This window comes from Komagataeibacter nataicola (assembly GCF_003207795.1).
GTDB classification, from domain to species: domain Bacteria; phylum Pseudomonadota; class Alphaproteobacteria; order Acetobacterales; family Acetobacteraceae; genus Komagataeibacter; species Komagataeibacter nataicola.
Window position 1 is genome coordinate 62423 of record NZ_NIRT01000005.1, and the last position, 25806, is coordinate 88228.

Here is a 25806-nt window from a genome sequence, read left to right on the forward strand (position 1 = left end):
CAGGGTATGAAGGTAGTGTGGTTGCGTGGTCGCGGCGGGGTGCGGCGTGGCCTGCGGTATGGGTCGGTGGGGAGCATGGTGGCGCTGGGGGTGGGGCTGCATGCGCAGGCGGCCCATGCCCAACTGATCCAGCAGCTTTTTCCCTCTGATGTGCCGGGTTATTCCACCGACCTGACCGGCTCGGTCGTGACCCACCAGATGATGGGCCAGCAGAGTGACGGAATCGGCATGGGAAGCTGGCTGCTCAGGCCGAGTGCATCAGAAAACGTGGGTTACAACACCAATACGCTGGGCATTCCCGGCTCGGGCAGCCCGGCGGTGCAGACATCGGCCAATGTCAGCGCGAGTTCACGCTGGCGGCGCCATGCGCTCGGAGCCTCGGTGGGGATGGATGACCACCGCTATCCCACCCAGTCCATCGCCAGCTACACCAACTGGCATGGCAGCATTGGCGGCTCGCTCAACCTTGGCCGTGACACGCTTAGCGCTGCCTTCTCGCACTATCAGTACCACCTTTCGGCCACCAATCTGGGCGTGTACGGGGTGGTCTATCCGGTGCCTTACCAGGTCAATGACGGGCGGCTGAGCTATACCAAGGTGTTCGGGCGCTTCAGCCTGATCCCGGCTTTTGACTATCAGGATTTCTCGTTCGGCACGGCGCCTGGGCCGATTTCGATTGATTATGATTCGATCAGCCACAAGGTCGAGACCGGATCACTGACCTCGCGCTACGAGTTCTCGCGCGGGGATGCGCTTGTTGCCGTGCTGCGCGGATCGGCCGCGCAGTTCGACCAGGCGGTTCAGGCATCGACCAACAACTACGCCGATGGGGCGGGGTTTGTCGGGGTCGATTTCCGGCGTGGGCAGGTGTGGCAGTACCGGCTGCTTGTCGGTGGCGAGACGCGCAGCTTCAAGAATGGGTACAGCCCCTCGGTCAGCACGCCCACGTTCGAGGCCAATGTGGCGTGGATGCCGCGCCGGATCGATACCGTGACCCTGACCGCAGCACGGCATATCAGCGACCCGGAAACCCCCTTTGCCCGCAACCAGGTCATTACCGACGTGCGGCTGCAATGGGATCATGAACTGCGGCATAATGTGTTCGTGCGCGCCTATGGCGAGTTCGGCGAAAGCAGTTCGCAGTCCGGCCAGCAGGCGCAGGGCACGGCCGTGACGAGCCTTGAGGGTAGCCGGCTGCAAAAACAGATTCATTTTGGCGGAACGGTGTTCTGGAACATCGACCGCCATGTGCGTGCCTCACTTACCTATAACTATGTCAATAACGCCACATCAGGCGGAAACGTGAATTACCTGAACATCCCGGGGCGTCTTTCGACGTTTACGAGCAATACGGTACTATTGGGTTTTTCCATCTCCGGCTAAGGGGCCACATGGCCCCACCCCCGGAAAGAAGAAAAACAGCATTGAATGATTTGGGAGTGGCCATGTTTGCAATGATACGGAAAACGTGTCGGCCTGGAATACTGCACGCAATCGGTGCCACGGCTCTGCTGGCGCTGGGCTCATGCGCATCAGGGCGGGAACAGTCCTTTGCCCCGGTGGATGGCCGGGCCTATCACCTCGGGCCGGGCGACCAGGTGCGTGTCATTACCTATAATGACCCGCAGTTGAGCAATACTTTTACGGTGAGTGACAACGGCAATATCGACTTTCCGCTGCTTGGGGTCGTGCCGGCGGCAGGCGCGGCGCCGGGAGCGCTCGCGCAGCGCATTGCCGATGACCTGGCCAAGAAGGGCATTCTGTACCAGCCCAGCGTTTCGGTCGAGATTGCGCAGTACAGGCCCATCTACATCCTCGGTGAGGTCAATCATCCCGGGCAGTATCCCTACCAGCCGGGCATGACCATGCTCACCGCCGTGGCCCTTGCGGGCGGTTTTACTTACCGCGCCGTGACAGGGCACGCGACCGACGTGCGCCATGAAGACCTCGATACCCCCGCGCATGAAGGCCGCATCTCACGCGAGACGGTGCTGCTGCCCGGTGATGTCGTGACGATTGAAGAACGGTTCTTCTAGGCGCGTGCAGGCTGTTTCCGGGGGGTGGTTCAGGCTGCCCGGAAGCACCGCGTCAGTATAAATCAGTTTTTTTTTGTGAAGTTCGTGCCGCAAGGCTTCAGGGTATGTCGCCTGATTTAAAATAAAGGCGGCATCCGGAAACTTTTATTGTTTTTGTGTTGATGAATTGCTGTTCAGGCAATCTCTGAAGGGGGAATCTCATGCCCAGGGCCCGTTCCATCCCCAGCCTGACAGGAGTGCGTGGTGTTGCGGCGCTGTGGGTTTTCACCACCCATTTCTATGGTCTGGCTGCCGATATACTGCATATGCCATGGCTGTTGCACTCACTGTTCCTGTTCAACGGCTTTCGGGGCGTTGACCTGTTCTTCGTGCTGTCGGGCTTCATTCTCATGCATGTGCATGAGGCGCAGTTTCGCGTGCCCACATGGCGCGTAATACGGGACTTTTTTATTGTCCGTTTCTTCCGTGTCTATCCGCTCAATACAGTCGTGCTGCTGGCCATCGTGCCGCTGGTGCTGTTCGCGCCGGGTTACGTGGCCATGCAGCGTGCCTATACCGATCCCGCTTTTGCCTACAGGGCGCATAACCTGTCCTGGCCCGGCTTCGTGCAGACGCTGCTGCTGGTGCAGAGCTGGACGGTGCTGAAACTCGGGGAGTGGAATATCGTATCATGGACGCTGAGCGCGGAAGTGCTGGGGTATATCCTGTTCCCCATGCTGGCCATGGTGGCGATGCGCGTCACATCGGTGCGCAGTGCCGTGGCCCTGTGCACGGCCAGTCTGGTGGCGCTGGTGGTGATCCTGTTTGCCGCCCACCACGCCAACAACAATCCTACCGGCACGTTTGGCGCCATTCGCATGTTCTTCTGCTTTACGGCCGGGGTCGTGCTGTACCGCGTCTATCATCTGGCGCCTGACAGCACGGAGCGTTATGCGGCGGCCCTTACGCTGGGGGCGGTGGGGTTCATTGCCGCAACCCTGTTCTTTCCGGTTGTGCCGGTGTTTGACGTGTTCGGGTTTACCGCGCTGGTATTGGGCCTGGCCTATCAGCGTGGCGTGGTCAATACGCTGCTGGCCTCGGCGCCGGTCGTGTGGCTGGGGCGCATATCATTTTCGTTTTACCTTACGCATTACCTCATCATAGGCATTCTGGCCTGGTGCATGGGGCCGTGGCTGCGGCAGCTGGATTTTGCCGCGGGGCTTGTGGCGGTGGTGGCCATATTCGTCCTGTGCCTGCTGGTGGGGGTAGTCTGTTACCATCTGGTCGAGCGTCCGTCGCAGCGCCTGGGGCGGCGCATCATGCAGCGGATTGATGCGCGTGAAGCCCTGCTGCCCGCGCGCCATGTGGCCTGAACCGGCGCTGCGCCAGCCTTCTGCAGGGGAGGGCATGGTTAAAGGGATTTTGTTCATATTTATGACATATAAGCCCCCTTAACTGTAGCGTTAAGTAGTGATGGGGCTGATATGATTGCCAATATTTCCATCCGGCATGTCCATGCAAAATAATTGGCCTGCCGCACGGTTCCGGGTGTCTGGCCCGGTGGTCGCGGCAAGGGGAGGGAGTAGGAAATGCGAATACTGATAACGGGTGGCTGCGGGTTCATCGGCTCGGCGGTCGTGCGGTATCTGGTCCGGAATACCACGCATGAGATCGTCAATGTGGATGCGCTGACCTATGCCGCAAGTATAAAGGCAACGGAAGATGCCGCCGAGAGCGGCCGTTACCGGCTGGAGGTGGCCAATATTACCGACCAGCAGGCCATGGATCGGGTCTTTGCCCAGTTTGAGCCCGATGCGGTCATGCATCTTGCAGCCGAAAGCCATGTGGACCGGTCCATAGACGGACCGGGCACGTTTGTCAGCACGAACATCGTGGGCACCTATACGCTGCTCGAGGCCGCGCGGCGGTGGTGGACACAGCAGGATGAAGCCCGCCGCAGGGCCTTCCGCTTTCACCACATCTCGACCGATGAAGTCTTTGGCGCGCTCGAGATGGGTGATCCGCCGTTTAATGAACACACGCCCTATGACCCGCGCAGCCCGTATTCCGCCTCCAAGGCGTCATCCGATCATCTGGTGCGGGCATGGTACCATACATACGGCCTGCCTACTTTCGTTACCAACACCACGAACAATTACGGCCCGTGGCACTTCCCCGAAAAGCTGATCCCGCTGGTGACCATCAACGCCATCGAAGGGCGTGAACTGCCGGTTTATGGCAGCGGGCAGAACGTGCGCGACTGGCTGTTTGTCGAGGACCATGCCGAAGCGCTGGTCCGTGCGGTCGAGCGCGGGCTGCCCGGCGAGACCTACGCCATTGGCGCCCGCCAGCCCCGCACCAACATGCAGGTGGTCGAAGCCATCTGTGCCATTCTCGATGAACTGCGCCCCGACCTTGCAGGCCCGCATGCGCGCCTGATCCGGCATGTGCATGACCGTCCGGGCCATGATTTCCGTTACGAGATCGACCCCACCCATGCCGAGCAGGCGCTGGAGTGGCGGGCGAAGCATGATTTTGAGCACGGTATCCGCCGCACGGTGCAGTGGTACCTCGATAACCGCGCCTGGTGGGAGGGCATCCGTGCCGCCCGCTACGATGGCAAGCGCCTTGGGCAGACAGGTGACAAGATGGGAACAGCAGCATGAGCGAACAGGGTACGGCAAAGCCGACCAAGGGCATTCTTCTGGCAGGCGGATCGGGCACCCGCCTGCACCCGATGACGCTGGCGGTGAGCAAGCAGTTGCTGCCGGTCTATGACAAGCCGATGATCTTCTACCCGCTTTCCACGCTCATGCTGGCGGGGATACGCGATATCATGATTATTTCCACCCCTGTCGACCTGCCGCTGTTCCGCCGGCTGCTGGGCGATGGCGCGGATATGGGTGTGACCTTCACCTACCGCGAGCAGCCTGCGCCCGATGGCATTGCCCAGGCTTTTGTCATTGCCGATGACTGGCTTGATGATTCACCATGCGGGCTCATTCTGGGTGACAACCTGATCTTTGCCGACCACCTGGGCAAGCAGATGCGCGCCGCCGCCACCCGGCCCAGCGGGGCCACCGTATTTGCCTACCAGGTGCGCGACCCCGAGCGTTATGGCGTGGTCAGCTTCGGGGATGACGGGCATGCCATCGACATTATTGAAAAACCCACCAGCCCCAAATCCAACTGGGCGGTGACAGGGCTTTATTTCTATGATGGCCGCGTGCGCGAATATGCGCGCAGCCTCAAGCCTTCAGCACGCGGCGAACTCGAGATTACCGACCTCAACCGCCTTTACCTGCAGTCTGATGAACTGCATGTGCAGCGTCTCGGTCGCGGCTGTGCCTGGCTTGACGCGGGCATGCCCGACAGCCTGATGCAGGCCGGGCAGTTCGTGCAGACCATCCAGTCTCGCCAGGGGCTGCTGGTTGGCTCGCCACATGAGGTGGCCTTCCGCATGGGGTTCATTGATGCTGCAGGACTTGAAGCCTATGCCAAACGCATGATCAAGACCGAACTGGGTCAGGCGCTCATGGCCATCGCCCATGGTGAGGGATAACGCCTGGGCCGGGCCTCACATGCACATATCTGGCGGGGAATGACGGCCGTCTCTATCAGATCATAAAAGTTTCCGGATGCCGCCTTTTTGCAAAAAAAGGCGGCGTTCATATTTAAAAGAGCCTGATGCGCGTCATTGAGGCATGAAGGCGGATTCGGCAAGATAAAGAAAACCTGGCGGACTGGGCGGCTCGATTGCTGGGGCGCCTGTGTGCAGGTTCATGGAAGCAGGAGAGTATTCATGGGACGCGTATCGGGAAAAGTCGCGCTTGTCAGCGGCGCAGCACTCGGCATTGGCCGCGCCACGGCCCAGCTTCTGGCCCGCGAGGGGGCGAAGGTTGTCATCGCCGACCTCAAGGAAACCGAAGGTGAGGCCGTAGTGGCTGAAATTGAAGCCGCTGGTGGCGAGGCGATGTTCGTGACCCTCAACGTAACCGATGAGGCAAGCTGGCAGCAGGCCATGGCAGCCGTGCAGGCGCGTTTCGGGCGGCTGGACATTGCGGTCAACAATGCTGGCATCGCCTATAGCGGCACGGTCGAGCAGACCAGCCTTGAAGAGTGGCGGCGCGTGCAGTCGGTCAATCTCGATGGCGTGTTTTTAGGCACGCGCTACGCCATCGAGGCCATGAAGCCGCATGGCGGCGGGTCGATCATCAACCTGTCTTCCATTGAGGGGCTGGTGGGTGACCCCACGCTCGCGGCCTATAATGCCAGCAAGGGGGGCGTGAGGCTGTTCACCAAGTCCGCGGCGCTACACTGCGCCAGGGCGGGCTACAAGATCCGCGTCAACTCCGTTCATCCCGGTTATATCTGGACCCCCATGGTGCAGGGCCTGACCGCCGCGACCCCGGACCAGCTTGCCGCCCGGCAGAAGCTGATCGACCTGCATCCGCTTGGCCATCTTGGTGAGCCGGATGACATTGCTTATGGCATCGTGTTTCTGGCATCGGACGAATCAAAGTTCATGACCGGCAGCGAACTCGTTATTGATGGCGGCTATACCGCGCAGTAAAACGCGCGCGTCATAAAATAAAAGAAATCGGGTGCCGCTTTTTTTAAAGGCGGCATTCTTTTGCCATGCGCTCAGGGGCACCGCCGGGGCACGTAAGAAACCACGCGGTCAAGCATGATATCCATCTCGGGCCTCAGAACGGGGTCGATGCAGGTGGCCACATAGGCCCGCGCGCGCTGCTTTATGGTATTGGCGGAACGCAGGTTGATGGCCAGCATGTCGCTCTCCTCAATCAGGTCAGCAACGGTCATGCGCCGCTGGAAGGCAGTCTGTGCCAGGGTAAAGGCCAGGCGGTCGGCTACGGTTTTCATTTCCGCACGGCCAAAGGCTGACTGGCAGTTGGAAAGCTGCGCCTGTGCCTGCGCATAAAGCTGGATGAGCGGCAGCTTGCGGCTGCGGTGGAAGTGCTGCTGGTGCCAGCCGCGCGCCCACATATGCTCGCGCTGCGCGGTCTCGAATTCATGCATGTTCGCGCTGTCATCGCAGACGAGCGCATGCACCGCGCGCGCTGCAAGCCACGCGGAGGCAAAATCAGGGTAGGCCTGTCCGTTCCATAAGGGCTCGGCCCCATGCGAGCCGGTTGCAAACCGGAATGCACGCTGCCCGTCCACGCCATATAAAATGGAAACCGTGGGATCGGTCAGCGGATCATGCCCGAGTATGACGATGTGACCCCCATCGCCTGCATGCATGTAACGCTGCGCGGTAAAGGCATCGAGCAGGCTTTCATCATCCACACTGCGTTCGGCATGGTTCTTGACGTAGGTGAGGAACAGCGGGTTGTTCACCCCCGTCACCCCGCGCGGGCAGAAATCAAACCGCCACCACCGCGACAGCTTGATCAGATGGAACGCCAGCGCATTGCGCAGCCGGGTCAGCGCGGGGGTTGCCTCGCCGCTGTCGCACAGGGCCTGCACATCCCTGAAGCGCCGGGCCAGCACATTGGCCTGCCTGGCAAAAGGGTAATGGGGGTCAAGATAATGCAGCAGTTGTTCTGGGGTGGAATGTTCAAGGTGCCAGTCGGCCGTGCAGCCTGTTGTCTCGCTCATGGCATGGTCCCTGCGGGAAAGAAAAAGGGGCGGCATCGCCGGAACGCGGTGGCGATGCCGCATGAGTTTTCACGGCCTGTGCTGGGAAATCGACGGTTGGGAAAACTGCCTGATAACGCCGTGAGTAAGCTGATTGATAATGCAAACGAATATCAATTGCAATACGAAAATGGCAGGCATGAACCCTCTCACCTCCCATGCGTTGAGGGACGCAGGGCCCTGCCGCAGCCCCTGCGGCAGCATGGCGCTCGTGTCCGGCCCAGTGACAGACCACGGAGATCATGATGACAGACAAGGCAGTCGCAGCAGGTGTAGCCCACGTGCGGACCTATCTCGGCACGCCAACCGACCTCGCGCATGAGGCGGTGCGTGACATCGCGGCAGGGCTGAAGGCGGTTCTGGCCGATGTTTTTGCGCTTTATATCAAGACCAAGAACTTCCACTGGCATATGAGCGGCCGCCATTTTCGGGATTATCACCTGCTGCTTGACGAGCAGAGCAGCCAGATATTCGCCATGACCGACCCACTTGCCGAGCGTGCGCGCAAGATCGGCGGCAATACCCTGCATTCGGTGGGCGAGATCGCGCGCCTGACCAGGGTGGCCGATAACGATGCTGAATATGTGACACCCGAGGACATGCTGGCTGAACTGCGCGAGGATAACCTGGCCCTGACCGCCCGCCTGCGCGCCGTTCATGCCGTGTGCGACGAAGGCAATGACGTGGCGACAGCCAGCCTGCTCGAAAACTGGATCGACGAGACCGAGCGCCGCACATGGTTCCTGTTCGAATCCACCCGCCCGGCCTTTGGCGCAAATAGCTGACGGCCCTGCGCCCCATCTCCGGCGCGACAGGCAGGCCTGCATGACCTGCCTGCTTTCGCCGCCCGCAGGCAGATGGCGCGGGCGGCCCATGGCATAGTTTGGCTGTGGCTAAAGTGCACTCCGGATTATTGGTATCTTGAAGGAGCAGGTGTATCCGCTATCGTAACGTTTGAACGGAACGGTACAGGATAACAGGCACATGGCGGCAAATCGCTGGTTTATCGACAGTGAAACAGGCGAACTCGCTGACGTGCTGCTCTGCCCCCCCGATCATTATGCGTGGATACCGAGCAATGACATCGCCATCAGCAGCATGGCGCGTGGCGCGCGCATCGACCAGGCCGCGTTGGGCGCGCAGTTCCGTGAACTCATGGCAGTGCTGGAAGGCGAGCAGGTCGCCTGCCACTACCTGACCCCGCATGAGGGCATGCCCTACGAGGTCTATACCCGCGACAGTTCACAGACCACGCCATTCGGCACCGTGGTCACCCGCCTTGCCCGCCCCGAGCGCAGGGCCGAGATCAGGCCGGTTCATGAATTCTATGCCCCCGGCGAAATATGGAAAACCTGCACCGCAGGCCATATCGAAGGCGGCGACATCCATATCATCCGCCCCGGCCTGCTGGCGGTGGGCGTAAGCGGCGGCCGCACGGACGAGGCGGGTGCCGCCGAGTTCATAAGCTGGTTCGAGGCAGCAGGCTGGACATGCCGCATGATCCACTTCCCCAGGCACTTCCTGCATCTTGACGTCATCTTCACCATGGTGGCCGAGAACCTTGCCATCGCGGTGGTGGATGTGCTCGCCGATGAAGACCTGGACTGGTTCCGCGCCCAGGGCATCCGCCTGCTGCCGGTCAGTTACAAGGAGGCGATGCGCGACATGGGCTGCAACGTGCTGGCCCTTGGGCGCGAGCGCGTGGTCAGTCCGCGGCATTGCACGCGCATCAACCAGATGCTGCGCGCCGAGGGGCTGCGTGTGCTTGACCCGGACCTTGACCAGTTTTCACAGGGCGGGGGCAGCATTCATTGCATGACCATGCCGTTGCGCCGTAAATCTCTCCTGATGGCCTGAAGGGCCGCAGGACATGGAATGGGAGAAGAAATGCCAAGGCTTGTCATCAGTTCGGACGGACCTGCCGCCATGCCCGGGTGGCGCGCGGCCTTTCAGCACGTAGCCCCCGATCTGCCCCTTGCTGCCTGGCATGACCCGGCGCTGGAAATCACGGCGGACGATTACGCGCTGGTATGGGACCCCACGGCAGATGACCTCGCCCGCATGGGGGGCATGCGGGCCATTATCTGCACGGGGGCCGGGGTCAATCATCTGCTCGACAATCCGGCCTTTCCGCGGCATGTGCCCCTCGTGCGCATGGGGGGCGAACAGACTGCATCGCTGATGGCTGATTACGTGTTGTGGGCCACGCTCGGCCTGCTGCGCGGAGCGCGGACATGGGCCGTGCAGCAGAATGCGCATCGATGGCATAACCCGTGCACCAGCCCGCGCACCAGCAGCGAGACCCGCGTGGGCATAATGGGCATGGGCCACCTTGGCACCCATGTGGGCGGCGTGCTGCTTCAGGTCGGCTTTCAGGTTTCGGGCTGGCGGCGTTCGGCACAGGTGGTGCCGGGCATCCGCACTTTTGCCGGGCCGGAGCAACTGCCCGATTTTTTGCGTGATGTGGATATTCTGATCAACCTGCTGCCCAGCACGCCGCAGACGCGCGGCATGATCGATTATGCCCTGCTGGCGCAACTGCCGCGTGGGGCGGCCTTTATCAATGTAGGGCGCGGCGACCATGTGGTGCAGGCCGACCTGCTCCGCGCGCTTGATGAGGGCGTGCTCGGCGGCGCGGTGCTTGATGTGATGGAACCCGAACCCCTGCCACCCGATGATCCGTTATGGGCCCATGAGCGCGTGACCATTACCCCGCATGTGGCCTCCCATGCCTCGCAGGAGGCGCAGGCGCGTTATGTGGTGGAGGTGATCGGGCAGATGGAGCGTAACGAGCGGCCCGCCCTGCTGTGCGACCCCCGCAGGGGGTACTGATGGCGGCGCGAAACCGGCAGAAGATGTCTGGCAGGGAATGAAAGTTTTCGGGCACCGCCTTTTTTCAAAAAAGGCGGTGTTCTTCTGAAGCCTCTTGATGATGAGCGGTCGGATCACGGATTCCCGGAGTTGACCCTCATGCCAATACGGGCTTTTTTAAACGAACACGGCAATGGATTCTGCCGGACCATGCTGGTCGAACCGCTGCCCGCAAGGGCGCTGATGATTCCTGCCCACTGCCTTCAAGGCAACAAGGGGAGGAATCCGTGTAACGCATCGCACAGTCATGATCCACGGGCAGGCCAACACGCCTGTCATTCCATCCTGAATGCCGGATTTACCGAAATATCATGAATATTGCTGCACTTGCGCGGGCTGTGGCCCGCCAGTCGGGGGGGCTGCTCAAATGGGCCAGCCTGCTGCTGCCCATGGCGGCCTGCGTGGGCACGCTGTGCGCCGTGTTCCTGTGGCTGCTCGACCGGGCGGCGCAGACACGTCTGCTGCACCCGTGGCTGCTTTACGCCCTGCCGGTGGCGGGTGTTGCCGTCGGGCTGCTCTATCACGCCTTTGGCCGCACGGCGGAAGGGGGCAATAACCTGATCGTGGACCAGATCCACGAGCCCGGTGGCGGCGTGCCCCTGCGCATGGCGCCGCTGGTGCTTATGGGCACGGTAATCAGCCACCTGTTCGGGGCCTCGGTCGGGCGTGAGGGCACGGCGGTGCAGATGGGCGGCAGCATTGCCAGCACGGTGGGGCGGGCGTGGCGCCTGCGCAACCCGTACGAAATCCGGGTTCTGCTCATGTCCGGCATCGCGGCGGGGTTTTCCGCCGTGTTCGGCACGCCGGTGGCGGGCGCGGTGTTTGGCATGGAAGTGATCCGGGTAGGACGTATTGACTATGATGCCCTGGTGCCCGTGGCCGTAAGCGCCATCGTGGCGGACTGGACATGCCATGCCTGGGGCATGGAGCATGTGCCCTACCATCTGGCCTTTCAGGGCTATGCCGGGGCGGATGGGCATTTTTTCCATGCCGACCTGCTGCTGCTGGCCAAGGTCATGGTGGCGGCGGTTGCCTTCGGGCTGGCCAGTCTCGTGTTTGCGGAATCGGTGCACCGGCTGGCGGCCTGCCTGCGACAGGTATGCCCTGTTGCGTGGCTCCGGCCTGCCCTTGGCGGTATCGCGACCATAGCGCTGGTGTGGCTGTGTGGCTCGCGTGACTATCTGGGGCTGGGCATTGTCGCACCCGAGGCGGGCGGGGCGTCCATCAGCGCTTTCTTTGGCGGCGGGCACTACCCGCTGGCATGGGCGTGGAAACTGGTCTTTACGGTGGTGGTGCTGGCCGCGGGCTTCAAGGGGGGCGAGGTGACGCCGCTGTTCTTCATCGGGGCGGGGCTGGGCAATGCGCTGGCGCCGTTACTGCACGCCCCGGCGGACCTGCTGGCAGGGGTGGGCTTTGTGGCGGTGTTTGCAGGCGCAGCCAACACGCCACTGGCCTGCACGCTCATGGGGGTGGAACTGTTCGGCTCGGCGGATATCGTCTATTTCGCCACCGGGTGTTTCGTGGCCTATATGTGCTCGGGCCATTCAGGCATCTATCTGGCCCAGCGTATTGCCGTGTCCAAGTGGCACAAGGATGCCGCCGTAAGCGGCATGGCGCTGCGGCAGGCCCGCATGAAGGGATCAGGAACATGAACGCGATGCGTTGCCTGTGCGCCGGGCTGGGCCTGCTGGCCATGCTGCGCCCGGCCTGTGGCGCGCCTGTGGTGGCAGGCCCTTCACCCGCCGAGAGGCGGATCATCGACCGGCAGATCAGCCGCATTGCCGATCCCGCCACGCGCCGCGCGGTGCAGGGGCAGGACATGGCGTGGCAGATGACCACCTTTTTGTGCGAGAACGCGGCGCGCGCGGTGCTGGTGCGCATGGGCAGTCAGCCGCACCGTTTTTTCCTGCAGGATGCGGGGCCGGGCAGCCAGGTCGTGGCCAGCGCCGCGCTGGTGTCGGGGCGGGGGCAGTTCCTGCGGGCGGGCAATGGCATTGAGTGGGTGGGCTTTACATGGGCCTGCCATCTTGATCCTGCCACCGGGCATGTGGTGCGCCTTGACGTAACGCCCACCGGGCCAGTGCAGGCCGGGCCATGAAGGGCGGGATCGCGGGGCTTCTGGCTCTCACGCTATGGAGCCTGCCGCTACAGGCGCGGGCCACGGCAGTGCCCGACTGCAAGGCGCGGCAGATGGCTGTCAGCCTTGATGACGGGCAGGGCGCGTTCAATGGCATGATGCATGGCGGTACATGGCTTGTCGTGCGCAACACCGGCGCGCGGGCCTGCTCTGTTGCGTGGATGGGGCCGCTCTCGTTCGCGGATGGCCGCCACCACCGCGTTGCCGTGACATGGCGGCAGGCCGTGCCCGCGCCGGTAATGGTGCTGCCTGCGGGCGGGCAGATGAAAACCGCCCTGCGCTGGGTTTCGGGTGATGTGTTTGACCCCGGTGCCTGCACGACACCGGCAACGCTTGTGCTGCCCTTTCGGCACGGGCAGGTGCGGCACGCTTTTGCCCATGCCCTGTGCGGCCCCGCCAGCAGCGCCCCTGCGATCGAGCAACAGCCCTGGACCGAGGGGGCGCCTGAAGGCGGATAAAAGCTTCAGAAGAACGCCGCCTTTTTAAAAGAAGGCGGCACCCAAGAAACTTTTATGCTCTTACCCTCAGCGCGTCAGGGCCTTGAAGTTGCGGGTCTGCTCGGTCAGCGCAACCTCGACAGGCAGGCGCTCCATGCTCGATGCACCATAAAAGCCGTGGCAGCCCGGGCAGGCGGAGAGCACTTTCTGGGCATCGGCCGGCATGGCGATCGGCCCGCCATGGCACAGTATGATGATGTCGGGGCGCACGCTGCGCGCGGCCTCGATGATTGCGTTGATCTGCGTAATGCAGTCATCCAGCGTCAGCGCCGTCTCCGCGCCGATGGCGCCGCCCGTGGTCAGCCCCATATGGGCCACCAGCACGTCAGCGCCCGCCTTGGCCATGTCCACCGCCTGGGCGGGGTCGAACACGTAGGGCGTGGTCAGCAGGTCTTTTTTATGGGCGCGGGCCACGACATCCACCTCAAGGCTGTAGCTCATGCCGGTTTCCTCAAGGTTTTTGCGGAAATTGCCGTCAATCAGCCCCACGGTGGGAAAGTTCTGGATGCCCGAGAATCCGACCCGCTTCACCTCATCCAGAAACACATCAAAATCCACGAACGGGTCGGTGCCGTTCACTCCGGCCAGCACGGGGGTGCTGGGCACGACGGGCAGCACTTCGCGCGCCATGTCCATCACGATCTGGTTGGCGTTGCCATAGGCCAGCAGGCCCGCCAGCGAGCCACGGCCCGCCATGCGGTAACGCCCGGAGTTGTAGATGACGATCAGGTCGATGCCGCCCGCCGCCTCGCATTTGGCGGACAGGCCGGTGCCCGCGCCACCGCCCACGATGGGGGTGCGCGCAGCGATCATGCTGCTAAAGCGGGCCAGGATTTCACTACGGGGAATACGGGGCATTATTGGGGATCTCCATAAAGATGCGAAAATTCATGCGCCAGCGCTGCGGCAAAAGCCGGGTCGTTGATCGCATGGGGAAGGCGGATCAGCCGACGCCGCGGGGTCTGCTCCAGTGTTTCGGCCAGGGCTGCATAAAATGCCTCGTCAGCAGCGGGGTCATGAAATGGGCCGCCGGGCTGGTCCAGCACCGAAAACCCGCCCTCAGGGTAGAGAAAGCGCACTTCGCCGGGGCAGCGGTTGAGCTGGTGGCCGATCATGTGGCCCATCGCCCGGCATTCCGCTTCATTCGTGCGCATCAGCGTGATCTGTGGGTTGTGCTCGACAAACACGCGATCTCTGTAGTGGGTGGGCACGGTGGCGCGGGCGCCGAAATTGACCATGTCCAGCCCGCCGCAACTGCCCACGTAAGGCAGCCCCGTGCGGATGACGGCGCCGAGCCGGTCGGCATCGCACGCAAAGATGCCGCCTGCCACGTAATCGCAGAACTCGGTCAATGTCGTGTCGATGAAACCGCTTATCATCCCGTCATCGGCCAGCCGTTCCATGGCGCGGCCGCCGGTGCCGGTGGCGTGAAACACAAGGCAGTCAAACCGCCGTGAAAGCTGGCGCACGACCTGCTCCACGCATGGTGTGGTCACGCCAAACATGGTCAGGCCAATGGCGGGGCGCGGGTCGGGCATGGGGTGGCAGGGGGTACGCGCCATGCCCGCCATGGCATGCGCCGCATTGCCCAGCACCACGCGTGAGATGCGGTTCAGCCCCTCCATATCCGTTACCGGATACAGCATGGCGATGTCAGCCCCGCCCACATAGGGCGCGGTATTGCCCGAGGCCACGGTCGAGACCACCAGCTTGGGCAGGCCAATGGGCAGCGCCTGCAGGGCCGGGGCCACCAGCGCCGTGCCGCCCGAGCCGCCAATGGCCAGCACGCCGCGCATGTCGGTGCGCGTGCATAAAAACAGGCGCAGCGCCTCGGCCATGGCCGCAATGGCCCGCCCGCGGTCGCCACAAAAGACGTATTCTTCTCCTCGTGGATGATGGCGGGCGACCGCACGGGCGCTGATATCCGCCTCGTGCCCCGCATGCCGCGTGCCGATATCGACAATCAGCGCCGTGACCCCGCTCTCGCGCAGGGTCTGGCGCAGATAGGTCAGTTCGGCCTGCTTGGTGTCACAGGTGCCCAGAATGTAAACATGGCCTGCACTCATGTCATGCCTCCGCCCGCTGGCCGCTCAGCAGCGCCAGCACAATGCCCGCGCCCAGCGTGGCGCATGCCCCACCCAGCACGAACACCACCGGGTAGCCGCACCGGTCGGCCAGCAGGCCCGCCAGCGGACCGGTGGCGCCATAGGCCAGATCCTGAAATGCCGCGAAGCCACCCAGCGCGGTGGCCCGCATGGCCGGCGCGACCAGCCGCACTACCTCGACCCCCAGGGCGGGAAAGACCATGGAGCACCCCGCCCCGGTCAGTAATGCGCCCGCCAGCGCCAGCACGGGCGAGGGGGCAAGCCAGAGCAGGTACTGCCCCGCCGCCTCGACCACCAGCGAGAGCAGCGCAACACGCAGTCCGCCAATCCGGTCAGGCAGGTGCCCGCACATGAAGCGCCCGGCCACGAAGGCTGCGCCAAAGCAGGTCAGCCCCAGCCCGGCTCCAGGCCAGTGCGCCGCAATGAAGCGCAGCGGCAGGAACGCGCCCAGTGCCGCAAAGCCCACACCCTGCAGGGCCACCGCCATGCCCTGCCAGCGAATGGTGCCCAGCACCTGCCAGAACGGCGGCCTGCCGCCCGCATGGGTCGGGGTGGCGGGTATGGTGTGCACCAGCGCCAGCCCCACCAGCGGCAGCAGGGCGGAAACCCCCATGAGCGCGCCTAACCCTGCCTGCTGGTACAGCGCCAGCCCGATCGGGCCGCCCACGGCAAAGGCGCCATACATGGCCGCCCCCGTCCAGGCCAGCACGCGGCCCGCGCGCGCCTGCCCCACCAGGCCGATGCCCCAGCCCAGCATGCCAACAATGGTCAGGCTTTCACCCACGCCCAGCAAAAGCCTGCCCACGATCACGATGGCGTAGCGCGCGGCGTTGCTCAGGCCAGGGAGTGCCGCCAGCACGCAGATCAGGCTGGCGGCCACATACACCATCAGGCCCGTGCGCATGCAGGGCCTGCCGCCTTGTGTATCGGCCATCTGGCCCGCATGGTTGCGGCTGAGAATGGTGGAAAAAAAGGCGATGCCCACCGCAAGCCCCGCCAGCCCGTTGCCATAGCCCGGCCAGTGCAGCACCGCCACCGGTATGGCGGCCAGCGGCAATGCCACGGCCATGTAGGCAAGGAACAGCGCAATGGCGAGGCGGCCAAGCTGACGAAAGGGTGCGGCCTCAGAGTTCACGGGTGATGTGTACCTGCAATGGGGCGGCCAGTGCCGTGGCGAACGTAGCCTTCATGGCCTGGAAGTGCGGTGTTTCTTCATGGGCAATCAGGGCTTCGGGGCTGGCCCAGCGCTCGACAAACACAAAAACGGCAGGGTCGTTGATGTCCCGATGGCATTGATAGGACAGGTTGGTGGATTCCTGCCGCGACAGCGCCACGCAATGGCGGATGGCGTCAAGTGCTGCCGTTTCGTGCCCCGGCAGGACGCGGAGTGTTGCAATGACCGTGATGGGCTGCGCTGTCATTAAAAATATCCTCGCCTGATGGGGTTCATGGTGTGGCGAGCATAAAGGGGTGTGACACTTTCCTTCCACGAAGAAAGTGTCACGTGACACTATTATCCATGCCATCAAGCACATGGCGCAGCCGGTGCAGGGCCTCACGCAGGTCAGGCAGGGCGGTGGGGCCAAGGCACAGGCGAATGCCCGCGGGCGCATCGGCTTCCGTGCAGGCCATGAAGGGCTGGGGCAAGGTGACTTTCACGCCCTGTTTGGCGGCCTCAGCCCCAAGCCACCGCGCACGGGCCAGTGGCATGGGCATCCACGCATGGAAGGCGTCATAGCGCGGTGGCGTAAGATGCGGACCAAGCACGGCGCAGGCCAGCGCGCGCCGTCGCCCCGCCTCGCCACGCAGCGACTGCCGCACGGAGGCCGCCGTGCCATCAAGCATCCACTGCGCCATCATGGCATAGGACAGCGGGGCGATCATGAGCGATGCGTTCAGCAGCGCGTCACGGGCCGCCTGCATGAATCCCCGTGGCGGGGCGAGTGCCCCGATCCGCAGGCCGGGGCTGAGGGTCTTTGACAGGCTGCTGACATAAAAGGTCCGCTCTGGCGCCAGCGTAACCAGCGGAGGCAGGGCCGTGTCATGCACGCAGTCATATACGTCATCCTCAATCACCAGCGCATCATGGCTGCTGCACAGGCGCGCGATGTCATGCCTGCGGCCCGCGCCCATGGTGGCGGTGGTGGGGTTGTGCATGGTCGGCGTGACATAGAGCAGGCAGCGCCCGGGGGCATGCTGGCGCAGGGCGTGCCCGAGCGCTTCTGGCAACAGGCCCTGCGCATCCATTGGCAGGCCCTGCACATGCATGCCCGCCTGCCGGGCAAGGCCCAGCATGCCGGGATAGGTCAGGGCCTCGGTCAGCATCACGGGGGTGGCCCTGCGCGCGGCTGCAAGTGCTATGCCAAGCGCCTGCTGCGCTCCGCTGGTCAGCAGCAGGCGCTCGGGCGGGATCTCCACGCCGAGTTCCGCCAGCCAGTGGGCCATGATACGTCGGTGTTCGATATGGCCCGCCACGGGCGGATAGACATTGAACAGCGCCGGGTCGACCGTGCGGGCAAGACGGGCCAGCGTGCGGGCCAGCGCCCGGTCGCTGAACATGGGTGGCGGCATGTTGGCCGAAAGGTCGAGCACCTGCCCCGTGCCGTTGGGGCTGGCGGCGACAAAGGTGCCCCGCCCGCGCACGCTGCGCACCAGCCCGCGCCGCTCAAGCGTGGCATAAGCCCGCGTGACGCTGCCAATACCGATGCCAAGCTGCCAGGCCAGCGGGCGGTGCGCGGGCAGGCGGTCGCCTGATTGCAGTCGGCCACCGAGTATGTCACCGGCCAGGGCATCGGCCAGCCGTTCGGCGGGTGGGCCATCGCCTGCGGGCAGGCGCGGCTGCCATGGGGAGCGCAGGCGCATGGCGTGACAGACCTGAATCCTGTTGGGGTGGCCCAGCCATAGCAGGTCGGGGCAGGGGGCGGAACCGGTGCTGTGCGATTGCCGCTTTCTGGCGCCAGATATGACGCGATCGGTATGATGAGGCAGGTACCCCATGTCGCCGCGCGGTGGTGATGCGCATGAACAGCCGGAGGGCGTGGAAAAGAACGGCTTTGCGCCATGACGGAGGGGCCGTGGCGGACAGGGATGATGTCGTGTGGGTCATGGCCGGGCTGTGTTCATCCTTGAGTGTGCCTCATGGCTTGCGTGCAGGTTGGCTTTGAGGCGGAGACGGTATGTATTTTTCTGGTGCCGATGTGTTGTGATCCCGCCAGCCATGGCGCTGGCATGGCGTATGGAACCGCGTGGGGAGATCAGGCTGGCGCCTGGGGTCATGGCGACGGATACGCCGTGGAGGCAAGGGGTGGGGCCGGGCTGGTATCCGCAGTGCACTGGGGGGCTTTTGATGCCGGGTGGCGACTGGTCCGTATGGCATGCTGCCGGATCGCCCGCGCTGGCGGGGCGAGATGGGAATGGCTCACAGACCTTAGGAATTATCGCACCTATAATATTTTATATTCTGATTATGCGTGATATCGGCGGCGTGGTGGCCCGTCTGGCGCAGAGGGCATGCCCTCATGCTGGCCGGTTTCATCCGTGGTGTTGGGGCAGCCCTATGGCGATGCGCGGGGGTTGGGTCGTGCTGCGTGATGGGGCACGATGGGGGTGCTTTTAACGGAATAATGTTCATCATGCGCTCTCCACGCCGTATTCGCCCCTTTGCCATGGGTCTGCTCTGCGCAGGCATGGCCTGCACGCCTGCCGTGGCCGCGCCGGGCCTGTTGCCGCAGCCCGTGCAGTACCAGCCGCAGGGCAGCGCCTTACCGCTTGCGGGCGGGGTGCAGGTGCAGTGGCTGGGCGTGCGTTCCCCCCTGCTGGAGCGGGCGGTGGCACGCTTCGAGCAGCGTCTGGCGGCCCTGAGCGCACGCCCGGCTGTGGCGGGCACGCCTGCGGGGCTGGTGCTGCGCATCAACTGCCAGCACGCTGATCCGGATATGCTCTCCATTCATATGCGCGAGCACTATCAGCTGCGAACGGGGGCCGATGGCGCGGCACTGATGGCTGATGGCCCGGCGGGCGTGCTGCGCGGGCTGGCGACACTTCTGCAACTTGTCGAATCCGGTGAGGCGGGGCCGGTACTGGATGGGGCCGAAATTGATGACAGCCCGCGTTTTGCATGGCGTGGCATGCTGGTGGATGTCAGCCGTCATTTCATGTCGCCCGCGGCCCTTGAGCGGCAGCTCGACATGATGGAACTGACCAAGCTCAACGTGCTGCACCTGCACCTGTCTGACGGGCAGGGCTTCCGGGTGGAAAGCAGGGTCTATCCGCGCCTTCAGCAGGTGGCGTCGCACGGGGAATACTATACCCAGCAGCAGGTGCGCGACCTTGTGGCCCATGCGGCGGATCGTGGCATCCGTATCGTGCCGGAATTCGATGCGCCGGGCCACAGCTACGCCATGCTGCTGGCCTATCCGCAATATGCCGCCCAGCCTGTCACGAGCCCGCTCGACCCCAGGCGGGTGGTGCGCGCCGCATTCGACCCCACTAACCCCGATACTTATGTGTTTCTGGCCCGGCTCTACCATGAAATGGCAGGTCTGTTTCCTGATGTCTATTTTCATGTGGGCGGCGATGAGGTGCGGCCCGATGAATGGACGGCAAACCCCCGCATCAGCGCTTTCATGCAGCAGCATGGCTATGCCGGCGCCCCCGCCCTGCAGGCCGCCTTCACCCGCCGCGTGCAGGCCATTGTGGCGCATGAAGGCAAGACCATGATGGGCTGGGATGAACTGCTCGATGCGCCAGTGCCCCCCGGTATCGTGATCGAGCCGTGGCGTGGCTCGCGTTATACGGCGCAGGCCACGGCGGCGGGGCACCCGGTCGTGGTCTCGGCAGGGTATTATCTCGACCTGCTGCTGCCCGCAGCTGATTATTACCGCGTTGACCCGCTGGACCCGCTGGGCAATGGCCTGCCGCCCGATCAGGTGGCCGCAGCCCATGCGCCCGCCCTTGCACCCTTTGCCCTGGACCCCGCCGCTTCCATGACTACGGCGCAGGATGGACTGGTGCTGGGTGCGGAGGCGGCATTATGGACCGAGATCGTGAGCGAGGAGATGCTTGATGCCCGCCTGTGGCCGCGCGCAGCAGCCCTGGCCGAGCGCTTCTGGTCGCCCGCCGCGGTGCGGGATGAAGCCGCATTGGCCCGCCGCCTGCCAGTAGTGCAGGCGGAACTGGACATACTGGGCAATCGCGCCGCTGCCGATCGCCACCGCATGATGGCGCGCCTTGCGCCCGATGGCCTTGCCCCGCTTGCCACCCTGCTGGCCGTGACCACCCCGGTGCGCAACTATGCGCTCAATCATGTATTTGGTCCGGGCCATGTGGCGGCCACATCCATTCCGCCCGCGCTTGACCGGGTGGCTGATATCGCCGCGCCCGACAGCTTTCAGGCCGCCGCCTTTGCGCGGGATGTGGCGGCTTATGTGGGCGGCCAGCATGATCTCGCTCCCAGCCTGCGCACCCGGCTGGAAAACTGGCGCGATAACGATACGCGCCTGCGCGGGGTCGTAGCCACGCGCCCGGCCCTGCGCGAGGCCCTGCCTGCCTCGGGCCAACTGGCGGAACTGGCCTCGGTGGGGCTGTATGCGCTTGATGGCACGCTCGCCGCGCATCAGGTGCAGGTGGCCGCAGTGCTACAGACGGCGCAGGCCCAGTTCAATGCTTCGGCCTCGATGCTGGCGGTGCGCACAAGCCCGCAGCCAGCAGGTGACCTGCTCCAGGCTATTACGCCTGCTGTTGCGGGCCTGGTGCAGGGACATATGTAAAAAGACCGCTCCCTGTTTGAAAAAAGGCGGGGAGGGCGCCGTTACTTGCGCCTGCGCGTGGTTGTGGCGCGGATATAGAAGGCGGTGGTAACAAGCAGCCCCACCACCCATGATATGTCCACCCCAGGCAGGCGACGGGCCAGGCTGCCGGTATGAAACCCGTTCTGCATGAAGGGCACTTCAATGGCGACGCCGATGCCATAGGCGCACAGGGCGGGAATGTTGCAATAGCCATACGCTCCGCCATCGCGGCGAAAAAAGGAGGCGACATCATAACGGCCCCGGCGCAGCAGGTAGTAATCGGTCAGGTTGATGGCTGTCCACGGCACCATGATGGCCATGAGCAGGTCGAGGAAAGCGGCATAGGATTTCATGAAGCTGTCGGCCATGCCCAGCGCCATGCCCAGCGCGATCGCCACCAGCGTGCAGGTGACAAGGAGGCGTTCACGTAGCGCGGACCGCCAGTCCGGCATGAAGGTCTGGAGCACGGTTATGGCCGAGAGCGCGCCGCCATACAGGCTCATGGCATTGCCCAGTGCGATGGAAAGCGAAAGCACGATCATGACCGGTGTTGCCTGCTGCCCCGCCAGCTGCGCCAGCGTGGTGGCCACCGATACGCCCGGCCCGTGCAGTGCGACCATGCAACCCAGTATCATGGATAGCGCCGTGCCAACGACCGTACCGATATAGGTGGTGAAGAAGGCGGTGCGGCGACCGGCTTCATCGGCGGGCAGGTAGCGTGATGAATCCGACACATACGGCGCATAGGCGATCTGCCACAGCGCCGCAGTGGAAAAGGTGCTGAAAAACCCGGCGACCGAACCATGCATGTCGCGTAGTGTGCCGGGCGGAAAGGCCTCATAGCCCAGCCACAGGCAGTACAGGATAATCGCCCCCGCCACCCAGCTTACCACTTTCGACCAGGCATGGATGGTGTGGTAGCCCATGCAGCACGGCACAAGGCTCAGTAAGGCAATAAGCAGGATCGCGTTGCGCCGCCCGGTTATGGGCAGGGCGGCATGGAGCGCCTGACCGCCCACCACGAAGTTCGAGGCCACGAAGCCAATATACATGAGCACGACAAGACCGATGATGGGCACCGCGCCATAAAAGCCGAACTGCCCCCGGCTCTGCACCATTTGCGGCACACCCAGCATGGGCCCCTGGGCGGCATGCAGCGCCATGAACACGGCCCCTGCCAGGTTGCCCAGAACGACGGCGATAGCCGACCACGTAAACGACAGCCCGAACAGCCCCGGCCCAAGCGCGCCGGTCACTACCGTGAGCAGGGTCAGGTTGGTGCTGAACCAGACCGCAAACAGGTCGCGCGCGCGGCCATGGCGCTGGTCGGGTGGAATCTGGTGTATGGTGTGGGTTTCAAACGCCGTGCTCATCAAACGCGTTATGCCTGAGGAACGGCTTTATGGATATATGTCCACCACGATATTGATCGGTTTTCGATACGATTTGCCCGTGTCGCCACGGCTGATGCAGCGCGGCGGCACGGGGCAGGTCGTTACTGGAACGGATTGCCCGAATAGGACGGCGCGGTATAGCCCGCAGGCGGCACCACGTAATGCGGCGCGCTGTAAGTGGGGGTATGGCTGGGTATGCCGGGAGTTGAAAGACCTTCCTGTGCGGGCATGGAGCCGGTTGTGATGCCTGTGCCTGTGCCTGTGCCTGTGCCTGTTCCCGTGCTGATGTCCGTCGGCGTGGTTTGCAGGGGCGGGTAATTCGTGGTGGCTGAAGGCGCCACGCCACCCGTGCCCCGATAGCCATAAGCCGGATCGCTGGCCGATGGCAGGCGACCGGCAGGGGTGGTGATGGCCCCGGTGGTGTCATAATCACTGGCGGAATAGCGGCCCACGCAGTTCTTGCCACGCTCGGCGGTGTGAATGGCCTCAAGCTGGCCCTTCAGTTCGCCAATTTCCTTGTGCCTGTCACCGCCTGCGCTGCCCACGGGCACGCCAATCAGGGCCACCCCCCATGCATCGGACTGGTGCATGCGGCGCTGGTGCATTTCGGCGGAGGCAAGGTTTTGCGTATCCGTCTGGTCCATCTGGGCCAGCTGGGCGCAGCTCTGGCGCATGAAGGGTTCGGGGTCGGTATATTGTGCGCTGATATCCGATGGATTGGAGGCGCATCCAGCCATACCCAGAACACTCAGGCACAGGAGGGTCTTTTTCATAGGGTTCCTGTCAGTCGGTCAATGTTACCTCGTGTAACAGACACCGGGCGGTCAACCCCACAGGAAAAATCGGGTAGCTGTGTTGTCCGGGCCTGTCCGCCGATACCGCATGAAGTATAAGACCCGCCCTGTTTTTTTGGCGTTAACAGGTCAGGATGGAGGTGCGGTATTCGCATCATTGTGATCGTGTTTGCCGCGATGTCCTGCGTCATGCCCACATTAGATGATGCACAAGGTCGCATTCAGGCGCTACCTGCTTTTAACAGGAAGCTGCACCAGAAATTTGCTTGTGATTGCCGGATGTTGTTGGATGCATCACTGGCGATGTGTCAATGAAGCCAGCCAGCGCGTTGCAAAATCACGTTGCTGCTGCACCGTTCCAGTCCTGTCGGGCGGGGCATGATCAAATATATCGACAATATTGCGGCGGTCTGCCTGTTCTCCCTGCCTGATGACATACACTTTCCTGCCGCCACTCATGTTTCTGGACATGCCCGATGCCATGATATCGGGGCGTGCACCGATGCACAGAAAACGTATTCCCTCTTTTTCAAGCGCAAGGTGCATGGTCTGGAAAGCTGAAAAAAGATCGGGAGCTTCATATCGCCTGGCCCATTTTTCTGGATGGATGATATTCACGAACCACGGATATTGTGTGGAAATTTCGAGAAGAATGTTCTTTACATCCCCATTTTCTGAAATTACTTTTATTTTTTTATATTCAGTCATAATTCAGGCCTTTGATTGGAAAGTAAAATTTTATATTGAATGTGGGGGAGACGTGATTTGGTTAAGGTTGGTGATGTTTTTTACATCAATACGACAAAGGGAAGATGATATTTTCAGTATGTAAAGCACTACCCCCGCTTTTCATATCTTATCCGCGTTTTTGAAGGGATCTACCCTGATGAAGACCAGAATATATCCGACATAGTCCGTTCTCCAGTCGCTTTTCTGATATTCTTTCCCCTCGGTGCGGCTGATAGACGGAAAGAGGTGCATAAATGCGGGCACGTTCCGCTTGATGATGAAAGTAAGAAAATACCTGTATTCCGCACGGGTGTTCCCCATCCTCAAACAAACAGGGTCGAGATATGGTGTTTTTCAGATGAGGAAAAGGAATGGATAGTAGAAAACATTACTGATGAGCAGCGTAAACTGCCCATTAAAATGATAGCGAATGCTCTTTCCCTGATAGACAAGATAGATAACGGATGGAGGCCGGAGAACCACCCATGGTAATGGCAGGCACATTACGTTATCCGTAATTGCAATTGCCAAAAAAGCTGAATGAAACCAGGCAAGGCCTGCGGCAATGGCGCGATGTTCGTGCCTGCGATATGAAGGTGACTACAGATCGCATAATTGTGTCAATATTTCATCATAAACAGTATTGTTGAGATTGATATGGTAAAAATTGGAGATATTTTTTATATGGATACCAATAAGGGGAGGGCATATCTGCAATACATAAAGCGCGTTAAGAAATTTGGATGGATGATTAGGGTTTTTCGGGTTTTTATACCGAAAATTATCCTGATGCTGCAGAAATATCAAAATCTCCCGTAGCATTTTTAACGTTCTATCCAATATTTTCGGCTGTCAGGCAGAAGCTGGCCCATAAAGTCGGGCACGTTCCACTCGATGCGGAAAGTCAGAAAATACCGATATTTCGGTACGGCCTACCCAACCTCAGAACAAGAAAGGTTTCCGTCTGGTGCTTCTGGGATGGTGAAAAAGAGTGGGCTGTTGAAAACATTACTGACGAACAGCGTAAACTGCCCATAAAATGGATCGTGAATTATCAAGCTTTGAAAGAAATGATAGAAGATGAATGGCGCCCTGAAAAATGCCTGTGGTGATTGAAAATAAACTATATTGAATATAAACCTGTGTTTTACACCGCATAACAGGAAAACAGACAGCGCCCGATACACCACGCGCCGTTCCCGCACCCATCGTTGTGGTGGCCCATCTCAACGCCCGCCTCCAGCCGGTTCAGCGGGGCAGTGTTTTTGAGGATCCGCTCGATGTCATGCTTCATGAAATGGGCATTGGCGAAGTCGTGGGCCCAGGCACGGCCCTTGCGCCCGATCCGGTCGGCATTCCGCCTGTGATATCGAGATTGCGGTCGAGGATGCCTCACAAACCGTGCTGAAACAGGTCATGCAGGCCCTTGATGAGCTTGGCGCGCCAAAGGGGTCGGAACTGCGCCTGCCGGGCACGGCAGCCCCCATCGCGTTTGGCATGATGGAAGGCATGGCTATTTTCATGAACGGCACCGACCTGCCAGCCGAAACCTATGCCCGCTCCGATATCAACAAGACCATTTCAGGGCTTCGCGCGGCCCTTGGCCAGACGGAGGCGCTGCAAGGCTACTGGGAAGGTAGCCGTGAAACGGCGCTCTATTTCTACGGCAGCAGTTTTGCAGCCATGCAGGCTGCGGTTGCCGACTACATTCAATCTGATCCACTCTGCGCCCGGTGTCGCATTGAACAGATTGCATAAGCGCAATGGAGCGGGGGCTGCATGCCTGCAAAAAGCCCCCCGATTGAGAAAACAAT

At 62.1% G+C, this 25806-nt stretch carries 23 protein-coding genes and 1 riboswitch; of the genes, 14 read left to right on the forward strand and 9 right to left on the reverse strand.

Annotated features, from left to right (window positions below; translation table 11 throughout):
• Positions 1-6: 6 nt before the first annotated feature.
• The 6 genes from CDI09_RS04300 (at position 7) to CDI09_RS04325 (ending at position 6588) form a co-directional block, all read left to right on the forward strand.
• Complete coding sequence (locus tag CDI09_RS04300; RefSeq protein ID WP_078526989.1) at positions 7-1383, forward strand: outer membrane beta-barrel protein; 1377 nt, start codon at positions 7-9, stop codon at positions 1381-1383.
• A 62-nt stretch (positions 1384-1445) separates the two neighbouring features.
• Positions 1446-2036, forward strand: a complete 591-nt coding sequence (locus tag CDI09_RS04305) for a polysaccharide biosynthesis/export family protein (protein ID WP_078526991.1) — start codon at positions 1446-1448, stop codon at positions 2034-2036.
• Positions 2037-2236: 200 nt separating this feature from the next.
• Positions 2237-3388 carry an acyltransferase family protein gene (locus tag CDI09_RS04310; protein ID WP_078526993.1) on the forward strand — a complete coding sequence of 384 codons (1152 nt, stop codon included), beginning with the start codon at positions 2237-2239 and terminating at the stop codon, positions 3386-3388.
• A 216-nt stretch (positions 3389-3604) separates the two neighbouring features.
• Positions 3605-4681 carry a dTDP-glucose 4,6-dehydratase gene (gene rfbB, locus CDI09_RS04315; protein ID WP_078526995.1) on the forward strand — a complete coding sequence of 359 codons (1077 nt, stop codon included), beginning with the start codon at positions 3605-3607 and terminating at the stop codon, positions 4679-4681.
• Positions 4678-5577, forward strand: a complete 900-nt coding sequence (gene rfbA / locus CDI09_RS04320; RefSeq protein WP_078526997.1) for a glucose-1-phosphate thymidylyltransferase RfbA — start codon at positions 4678-4680, stop codon at positions 5575-5577. Before rfbB ends, rfbA begins: the two co-directional genes overlap by 4 nt.
• A 240-nt stretch (positions 5578-5817) precedes the next feature.
• Entirely contained in the window at positions 5818-6588 is a 771-nt protein-coding gene (locus tag CDI09_RS04325) for an SDR family oxidoreductase (protein WP_078526999.1), read from the forward strand.
• A 71-nt stretch (positions 6589-6659) separates the two neighbouring features.
• On the opposite strand, the gene CDI09_RS04330 is transcribed toward CDI09_RS04325, so the two are convergent.
• Positions 6660-7637 (reverse strand): hypothetical protein, encoded by a 978-nt coding sequence (locus tag CDI09_RS04330; RefSeq protein WP_078528124.1) that lies wholly within the window; start codon positions 7635-7637, stop codon positions 6660-6662.
• A 281-nt stretch (positions 7638-7918) separates the two neighbouring features.
• On the opposite strand from CDI09_RS04330, the gene CDI09_RS04335 reads away from it, so the two are divergent.
• The 6 genes from CDI09_RS04335 (at position 7919) to CDI09_RS04360 (ending at position 13142) form a co-directional block, all read left to right on the forward strand.
• Complete coding sequence (locus CDI09_RS04335) at positions 7919-8461, forward strand: Dps family protein (RefSeq protein ID WP_110571192.1); 543 nt, start codon at positions 7919-7921, stop codon at positions 8459-8461.
• 199 nt (positions 8462-8660) lie between these two features.
• Entirely contained in the window at positions 8661-9533 is an 873-nt protein-coding gene (locus tag CDI09_RS04340; protein WP_078527001.1) for a dimethylarginine dimethylaminohydrolase family protein, read from the forward strand.
• A 30-nt stretch (positions 9534-9563) separates the two neighbouring features.
• Complete coding sequence (locus CDI09_RS04345) at positions 9564-10508, forward strand: 2-hydroxyacid dehydrogenase (RefSeq protein WP_078527002.1); 945 nt, start codon at positions 9564-9566, stop codon at positions 10506-10508.
• A gap of 159 nt (positions 10509-10667) precedes the next feature.
• Positions 10668-10747, forward strand: a riboswitch (Fluoride riboswitch).
• A gap of 111 nt (positions 10748-10858) precedes the next feature.
• Entirely contained in the window at positions 10859-12199 is a 1341-nt protein-coding gene (locus CDI09_RS04350) for a voltage-gated chloride channel family protein (RefSeq protein ID WP_078527003.1), read from the forward strand.
• Positions 12196-12645: a hypothetical protein gene (locus tag CDI09_RS04355; protein WP_078527004.1), complete on the forward strand. Its 450-nt coding sequence runs from the start codon at positions 12196-12198 to the stop codon at positions 12643-12645. Before CDI09_RS04350 ends, CDI09_RS04355 begins: the two co-directional genes overlap by 4 nt.
• A complete protein-coding gene (locus CDI09_RS04360) occupies positions 12642-13142 on the forward strand; it encodes a DUF4232 domain-containing protein (RefSeq protein ID WP_078527005.1) in 501 nt (166 codons plus the stop codon). Before CDI09_RS04355 ends, CDI09_RS04360 begins: the two co-directional genes overlap by 4 nt.
• A 66-nt stretch (positions 13143-13208) precedes the next feature.
• Here CDI09_RS04360 and CDI09_RS04365 read toward each other — a convergent pair whose 3' ends face one another.
• From CDI09_RS04365 to CDI09_RS04385, 5 genes are all read right to left on the reverse strand, one after another.
• Positions 13209-14039, reverse strand: a complete 831-nt coding sequence (locus CDI09_RS04365) for a phosphoenolpyruvate hydrolase family protein (protein ID WP_078527006.1) — start codon at positions 14037-14039, stop codon at positions 13209-13211.
• Positions 14039-15247 carry a Tm-1-like ATP-binding domain-containing protein gene (locus tag CDI09_RS04370; protein WP_110571193.1) on the reverse strand — a complete coding sequence of 403 codons (1209 nt, stop codon included), beginning with the start codon at positions 15245-15247 and terminating at the stop codon, positions 14039-14041. The genes CDI09_RS04365 and CDI09_RS04370 overlap by 1 nt, the downstream gene beginning before the upstream one ends.
• Before the next feature lies 1 nt (position 15248).
• Positions 15249-16421 carry an arabinose transporter gene (locus tag CDI09_RS04375; RefSeq protein WP_078527007.1) on the reverse strand — a complete coding sequence of 391 codons (1173 nt, stop codon included), beginning with the start codon at positions 16419-16421 and terminating at the stop codon, positions 15249-15251.
• A complete protein-coding gene (locus CDI09_RS04380; protein ID WP_078527008.1) occupies positions 16411-16707 on the reverse strand; it encodes a putative quinol monooxygenase in 297 nt (98 codons plus the stop codon). The genes CDI09_RS04375 and CDI09_RS04380 overlap by 11 nt, the downstream gene beginning before the upstream one ends.
• Positions 16708-16786: 79 nt before the next feature.
• Positions 16787-18283: an aminotransferase-like domain-containing protein gene (locus CDI09_RS04385; RefSeq protein ID WP_236944509.1), complete on the reverse strand. Its 1497-nt coding sequence runs from the start codon at positions 18281-18283 to the stop codon at positions 16787-16789.
• Between the two features lie 635 nt (positions 18284-18918).
• Between CDI09_RS04385 and CDI09_RS04390 the strand changes: the two genes are divergently transcribed.
• On the forward strand, positions 18919-21054 hold the full coding sequence (locus CDI09_RS04390; protein ID WP_110571201.1) for a beta-N-acetylhexosaminidase: 2136 nt from the start codon (positions 18919-18921) through the stop codon (positions 21052-21054).
• Between the two features lie 41 nt (positions 21055-21095).
• Here CDI09_RS04390 and CDI09_RS04395 read toward each other — a convergent pair whose 3' ends face one another.
• The 3 genes from CDI09_RS04395 to CDI09_RS17535 form a co-directional block, all read right to left on the reverse strand.
• Positions 21096-22448 carry a purine-cytosine permease family protein gene (locus CDI09_RS04395; RefSeq protein WP_078527011.1) on the reverse strand — a complete coding sequence of 451 codons (1353 nt, stop codon included), beginning with the start codon at positions 22446-22448 and terminating at the stop codon, positions 21096-21098.
• A 122-nt stretch (positions 22449-22570) separates the two neighbouring features.
• On the reverse strand, positions 22571-23242 hold the full coding sequence (locus CDI09_RS04400; protein WP_078527012.1) for a hypothetical protein: 672 nt from the start codon (positions 23240-23242) through the stop codon (positions 22571-22573).
• 315 nt (positions 23243-23557) lie between these two features.
• Positions 23558-23971, reverse strand: a complete 414-nt coding sequence (locus CDI09_RS17535) for a hypothetical protein (RefSeq protein ID WP_078527014.1) — start codon at positions 23969-23971, stop codon at positions 23558-23560.
• 1422 nt (positions 23972-25393) lie between these two features.
• Here CDI09_RS17535 and CDI09_RS04420 point away from each other — a divergent pair.
• Complete coding sequence (locus CDI09_RS04420; protein WP_146220804.1) at positions 25394-25750, forward strand: hypothetical protein; 357 nt, start codon at positions 25394-25396, stop codon at positions 25748-25750.
• The last annotated feature ends 56 nt before the right edge of the window (positions 25751-25806 follow it).

Coding starts and splice junctions, on each gene's coding strand:
- CDI09_RS04300 (WP_078526989.1), top strand. CDS start 7: ATGAAGGTAGTGTGGTTGCGTGGTCGCGGCGGGGTGCGGCGTGGCCTG.
- CDI09_RS04305 (WP_078526991.1), top strand. CDS start 1,446: ATGTTTGCAATGATACGGAAAACGTGTCGGCCTGGAATACTGCACGCA.
- CDI09_RS04310 (WP_078526993.1), top strand. CDS start 2,237: ATGCCCAGGGCCCGTTCCATCCCCAGCCTGACAGGAGTGCGTGGTGTT.
- rfbB (WP_078526995.1), top strand. CDS start 3,605: ATGCGAATACTGATAACGGGTGGCTGCGGGTTCATCGGCTCGGCGGTC.
- rfbA (WP_078526997.1), top strand. CDS start 4,678: ATGAGCGAACAGGGTACGGCAAAGCCGACCAAGGGCATTCTTCTGGCA.
- CDI09_RS04325 (WP_078526999.1), top strand. CDS start 5,818: ATGGGACGCGTATCGGGAAAAGTCGCGCTTGTCAGCGGCGCAGCACTC.
- CDI09_RS04330 (WP_078528124.1), bottom strand. CDS start 7,637: ATGAGCGAGACAACAGGCTGCACGGCCGACTGGCACCTTGAACATTCC.
- CDI09_RS04335 (WP_110571192.1), top strand. CDS start 7,919: ATGATGACAGACAAGGCAGTCGCAGCAGGTGTAGCCCACGTGCGGACC.
- CDI09_RS04340 (WP_078527001.1), top strand. CDS start 8,661: ATGGCGGCAAATCGCTGGTTTATCGACAGTGAAACAGGCGAACTCGCT.
- CDI09_RS04345 (WP_078527002.1), top strand. CDS start 9,564: ATGCCAAGGCTTGTCATCAGTTCGGACGGACCTGCCGCCATGCCCGGG.
- CDI09_RS04350 (WP_078527003.1), top strand. CDS start 10,859: ATGAATATTGCTGCACTTGCGCGGGCTGTGGCCCGCCAGTCGGGGGGG.
- CDI09_RS04355 (WP_078527004.1), top strand. CDS start 12,196: ATGAACGCGATGCGTTGCCTGTGCGCCGGGCTGGGCCTGCTGGCCATG.
- CDI09_RS04360 (WP_078527005.1), top strand. CDS start 12,642: ATGAAGGGCGGGATCGCGGGGCTTCTGGCTCTCACGCTATGGAGCCTG.
- CDI09_RS04365 (WP_078527006.1), bottom strand. CDS start 14,039: ATGCCCCGTATTCCCCGTAGTGAAATCCTGGCCCGCTTTAGCAGCATG.
- CDI09_RS04370 (WP_110571193.1), bottom strand. CDS start 15,247: ATGAGTGCAGGCCATGTTTACATTCTGGGCACCTGTGACACCAAGCAG.
- CDI09_RS04380 (WP_078527008.1), bottom strand. CDS start 16,707: ATGACAGCGCAGCCCATCACGGTCATTGCAACACTCCGCGTCCTGCCG.
- CDI09_RS04385 (WP_236944509.1), bottom strand. CDS start 18,283: ATGGGGTACCTGCCTCATCATACCGATCGCGTCATATCTGGCGCCAGA.
- CDI09_RS04390 (WP_110571201.1), top strand. CDS start 18,919: ATGCGCTCTCCACGCCGTATTCGCCCCTTTGCCATGGGTCTGCTCTGC.
- CDI09_RS04395 (WP_078527011.1), bottom strand. CDS start 22,448: ATGAGCACGGCGTTTGAAACCCACACCATACACCAGATTCCACCCGAC.
- CDI09_RS04400 (WP_078527012.1), bottom strand. CDS start 23,242: ATGAAAAAGACCCTCCTGTGCCTGAGTGTTCTGGGTATGGCTGGATGC.
- CDI09_RS17535 (WP_078527014.1), bottom strand. CDS start 23,971: ATGACTGAATATAAAAAAATAAAAGTAATTTCAGAAAATGGGGATGTA.